Consider the following 4,837-nt stretch of genomic DNA (forward strand, 5'->3'; position numbering starts at 1 on the left):
CGACGCTGGAGTTCCAGCTCGACGCCATCCCGGAGAACGCCGCCCACATCGAGGATCTCCTTCGCCAGGCACGCGAGCGCGACACCGAGGTGGCCGGCCTCGCTGCCGGTGCGAGCTATGCGGGTGAGGAGGACCCGTACGTGAAGCCGAGGGACGCGGACGACGAGGACTGACCAGACGCACGACACGAGAATGACCCGGTGGTGATCCACCGGGTCATTTTTCGTGCCAGGGCTTCGGGGGATGCGAACGGCACTCGGATGAAACCACTAAAATCTAGAATCGAACTCATCCGTGGATGTGAAGGATATTCGTGGCCTCCCGCTTCCGTCTCGATATCGAAGGACTTCGCTCCGTCGCCGTGCTGCTCGTGGTCGCGAACCATGCCTGGCACTGGCCGACCGGCGGATACATCGGTGTCGACATCTTCTTCGTGATCTCCGGTTACCTCATCACCCGCGCGCTCCTCCACGAGAAAGAGAAGACGGGCGGCATCGCGCTCGGCCGGTTCTACACGCGACGGTTCGCTCGACTCGCTCCGGCAGCGGCCGCCACCATCGCGGTCTCGGCCGTCGTGTCGAACGTTCTCTTCTTCGGTGTCACCAACGCCGCCTGGAACCAACAGGCGTTCGCCTCCCTCGTCTGGGTTCAGAACTGGTTCCTCGTGCAGGCCGGGGCCGTCTATCTGAACACGAGCGGTTCCGTGTCGCCTTATCAGCACTTCTGGTCGCTCTCCGTCGAAGAGCAGTTCTATGCTTTCTGGCCGTGGCTGCTGATCCTCGCCTGGGTCGCCGTCTCAGCCGTCACCCGAGGTCGGGCTACTCGCATACGGCAGACCGTGCTCGCGCTGGGCCTCGTCGGCTTGGCGGCATCGCTTGCGTTCTCCGTCTGGTTCACCGCCTTCCGCCCCGCAAGCGCATACTTCGCCACGCCGACCCGCATCTGGGAGTTCGCTGTCGGAGTGATCATCGCAACCGGTATTCTGCACGTCACGCGACACTGGTCGAGGGTCGTGCTCCGCGCGGCAGGCTTGGTGGCGATCGCGATCGCAGCCTTGCTGTTCGATGCGGCGACCCCCTTCCCCGGTGCCGCCGCTCTGCTGCCCGTCCTCGGAACGGGTGCTGTCATCGTCGCAGCCGAGCGTGCCACCAGCGACGACGACTTCGGGCGGCTCCTGACTCTGCCACCGGTCCGGTACGTGGGGCGGATCTCGTACTCGCTGTATCTATGGCATGCTCCGATTCTCGTCTTCGCCGCAGCTCTGTTCCCCGCCGAGGGCTTCGTGCACGGACTGCTGTGCGTGCTGATCTCCCTCATCGTGGCTGCTGCCTCGTATCGCTTCATCGAAGATCCCGCGCGGCACGCCCGGGTGTGGAAGAGCGTTCAGGGGTGGCTGTCTCGGCGTCGATCATGGAGTCGCGTCGGCGGCTTCGCCGTGACGGCCGCCCTCGTCGCCCTTCTGTCGGTACTGCAGCTCCGCGGGCCCGTGCTGCCGCCGGCGCCGGCTCCCGCCGCGGCTGAGTCCGAAACCGAAACATGGGCGTCGACCGATCGACTCTCCGCGGCGCTCGAGAACGCCGTGCGATCCGCTTCCTGGGCACCCTTCGAGAGCGAGCTGTCCGCCCCGCTCAAGGGAGTCGATTACCGCGGTTGTCTGCGCGACGCAGTCGGTCTCTCTCCTTCGTCGATCGCGGGACCACGCGCAACCTGCCTGCCGCGGAGCGACAGCGCCTCCCGCACAGCCATCGTGGTCGGGGATTCCATCGCGTTGAGCTGGGTGCCGGCCATCGAAGGCGCTCTCGGGCCGGGATGGAAGGTCGGAGCACTCGGGCTCCACGGCTGTCCCGCCGCGTCGGCCCCCGTGCGCGAAGCGCGCAAGAGAGGAACATTCGTCGAGGAGTGCGCTCGGGCACGGAGCGCGGATCTCGCGGCGGTCGTGGCCGCGCGGCCCGATCTGATCGTGATGTCGAGCGGGATCGGATCCATGCGCTTCCTCGACTCGGGCAGTACTGGTGCGGCAGCCGCTCGCGAATGGCGGCAGGCGACACTCCGCAGCCTGGAGAGCGTGCGATCTGCGGGAGCGCCTGTCGTCGTGGTGGGTAGCCCGCCGGAAGGCTCGCGTCCCGCCGACTGCGCTGTCACCGTGGCGGGACCGAACCGCTGTGTCGCGATGATGAGTCCGGACACCGCAACAAAGCGCGATGCAGAGCAGCGAGCAGTCACCGACGCCGTCGAACGCGGCATGACTGCCGGGTATGTGGATCCGGACGCGTGGTTCTGCACAGCCGACGGTTCGTGCCCGGTCGGCGCAGGCGGCCTCCTCATCCGGATCGATGCCAGTCACCTCACCGCGCTGTACTCGGCGTCACTCGGCACCCTCATGCGATCGGCGTTGATCGCGACCGGTGTCCTCGCCGCCGACCACGTCGCGTAACGGAGCGGGCGTCGTTCTCCTGCTGTCGCTCGACCCGTTGTCGCGCTGCCGACCGACGCGGGCGGAGGCCCCGCGCGAGAAATTGTTGGCGTCGTTCGCGAGAATCTTCGTACGCTGAAGTCATGTACGCCGTCTCGTTCTATGATGCGGACCCCGACGCCGGGCCGGAGCATTTCCAGCGGCTGGTGGAGACCTACCCGCGGCACAAGGCCTACCTCGACGAGTTCGCCCGGGGCGGTGAGATCCTGATGATCGGCACGTTCGGTGACCCGGGGACCCAGGGATCCATGGCGATCTTCCGCTCACGGGAGGCAGCCGAGCGGTTCCGGGCGGGCGACCCGTTCATGACCGAAGGTCTGGTGTACCGGTCACGGATCCTCGACTGGAATCCGGCCGTGTTCGCCGAGGCGTGACTCAGGGCAGCGTGTAGCCGCCGGCTTCGGCGACGGCGAGGCCGTCTTCCAACAGGCCGCTCAGCGCCCGCTCCCGCTGGGCGGCGTCAGGCCAGATCAGCTCCAGCTCCTCCGCCGTGACCGGGATGTGCGACGCTCGCAGCTCGGCCAGGATGCGGCCGCGCACCTGACGATCGCTTCCCTCGTACTTCTTCTGCACCGCCTTGCGCGGGCCGTCGTACTCCGGGTAGCCGGCAGCCCGCCACGCGCATCGCTGCGCGAGCGGGCACTCGTCGCAGCGGGGCGATCGGGCGACGCAGATGATGGCGCCGAGCTCCATCATCCCCGCGTTGAAGGCCGCGGCGACGGGCAGGTCGTGCGGCAGCAGGGCCGACATCGCAGCGAGATCGCGCCGGGCGTTCGGCGGCGACGGTTCGCCCTGCCCGTCGACGGCGCGGGCGATGACGCGACGGGTGTTCGTGTCGACGACGGGATGGCGGGCGCCGTACGCGAAGACGGCCACCGCGCGAGCGGTGTAGTCGCCGATGCCCGGGAGGGCCAGGAGCGCCTCGACATCGTCGGGGACCACGCCGCCGTGCCGCTCGGTGATCGCGACGGCGGCCGCGTGCAGCCACAGCGCCCTCCGCGGGTAGCCCAGGGACTGCCAGGCGCGAACAGCCTCCCCGGGCGGCACCGCGGCGAGGGCGGCCGGCGTCGGCCACCGGGTCAGCCACTCCTCGAGACGAGGGATCACCCGGGAGACCGGTGTCTGCTGCAGCATGAACTCGCTGACGAGCGTGCCCCACGCGGTGAATCCGTCGCGACGCCACGGGAGGTCGCGGCGGTTCGCTTTGTACCAGTCCACCACGGCGGACGAGAACGCATCGGGCATGCTTCGAGGCTAACCGCTGCCGCGGACGGCGGCGGCGCGACCGCGCGTTCCCTCAGAGCAGCAGCGCCCTCAGAGCAGCGCGCCCTCAGAGCAGCGCGCTCATCCGGCGGGCGACCTCCGCCGGCGGGAGGAAGGCCGTGGTCGCCTCCACTTCGTGGACCAGAGCGGTGAGTGCAGCGTTGACGGGGGCCTCGCGGCCGGCCGCCGCGGCCTCCGCGACGACGGCGCCGTTGAGGAAGTCGATCTCACTCGGCTGGCCCCGGCGGATGCTCTGCAGCGTCGACCCGGGGTTCGGCGTGGCGCCCATGCGCCGCCGCATCAGCAGCGGCACCGCCTGCGCGATCCAGCGCGGAGCGGAGGCGACGAACCGGAGGATGCGGTCGTCGAGGCCCTGGATGCTGCCGAATCGCACGCCGCGGGCGATGCCGACGCGCACGGCCTCCTGAAGGCTCGCCGTGATGATCGGCCGCAGCCGGCGGTCGCCGAGGGTCTGCTGCGCGCTCAGCCCGGTGATGGCAGGCATCGCGTTCACCTGGTTGACCATGAGCTTGGTCCACTGGCAGCCGGTGAAGTTGTCCACGGCGAAGCTCGGCATCGCGGCGTCGAGGATGCGCGCGGCGTCGACGGCGGCCTGCGGTGCCTCGCCGTCCCCGGCGCCCAGATAGGTGTTGGCGGTCGTCGTCACGCTGACCCGGCCGGGGGAGAGGTAGCTGGCGGCGTAGAGGGCGAGCGCACCGACGCAGTCGGAACCGGGGAGCAGTTCGGTCGCCAGGCGCAGCCCGGCGAGGCCGTTCTGCACCACGACGACCGTGATGCCGTCGAGGAGGTCGGCGTTCTCGCGGATGGCGCGCTCGGCGTCCTGTGCCTTGGTGCAGACGAACGCGAGTTCCGGCTTCGTCTGCAGCCGCTCGGCGGCCGCGACCCGCGCGGTGTGGATGCCCCAGCCGCCGTCGAGCCGTAGTCCGTCGGCGCGGATGGCGGCGAGGTGGTCGCCGCGGGCCGTGACCTCCACCAGGTGTCCTACCCGGTCGAGGAGGGCCGCGACCGTGCCGCCGATCGCTCCCGCCCCGATCACTCCGATACGCACACCCTCCACCCTATCCGCGCCCGCGCCGGCTC

4 protein-coding genes and 1 pseudogene are annotated in these 4,837 nt (G+C 69.6%); 3 read left to right on the top strand and 2 right to left on the bottom strand.

Going from position 1 to position 4,837, the window contains the following annotated elements:
• From Q0Q23_RS19725 to Q0Q23_RS19735, 3 genes and pseudogenes are all read left to right on the top strand, one after another.
• Nucleotides 1–173: pseudogene (locus tag Q0Q23_RS19725) on the top strand (ribosome-binding factor A); the annotation flags it as partial.
• 140 nt (nucleotides 174–313) lie between these two features.
• Nucleotides 314–2,434: an acyltransferase family protein gene (locus Q0Q23_RS19730; RefSeq protein ID WP_295128402.1), complete on the top strand. Its 2,121-nt coding sequence runs from the start codon at nucleotides 314–316 to the stop codon at nucleotides 2,432–2,434.
• Nucleotides 2,435–2,556: 122 nt separating this feature from the next.
• Nucleotides 2,557–2,847, top strand: coding sequence for a YciI family protein (locus tag Q0Q23_RS19735; protein WP_295128405.1), 291 nt, complete (start codon nucleotides 2,557–2,559; stop codon nucleotides 2,845–2,847).
• Nucleotide 2,848: 1 nt separating this feature from the next.
• Here Q0Q23_RS19735 and Q0Q23_RS19740 read toward each other — a convergent pair whose 3' ends face one another.
• Entirely contained in the window at nucleotides 2,849–3,718 is an 870-nt protein-coding gene (locus Q0Q23_RS19740; RefSeq protein WP_295128408.1) for an A/G-specific adenine glycosylase, read from the bottom strand.
• Nucleotides 3,719–3,803: 85 nt separating this feature from the next.
• On the bottom strand, nucleotides 3,804–4,837 hold a 1,034-nt coding region (locus tag Q0Q23_RS19745; RefSeq protein ID WP_295128411.1), incomplete at its 5' end, for a ketopantoate reductase family protein.

Source organism: uncultured Leifsonia sp. (assembly GCF_945957465.1).
Taxonomy (GTDB): domain Bacteria; phylum Actinomycetota; class Actinomycetes; order Actinomycetales; family Microbacteriaceae; genus Leifsonia.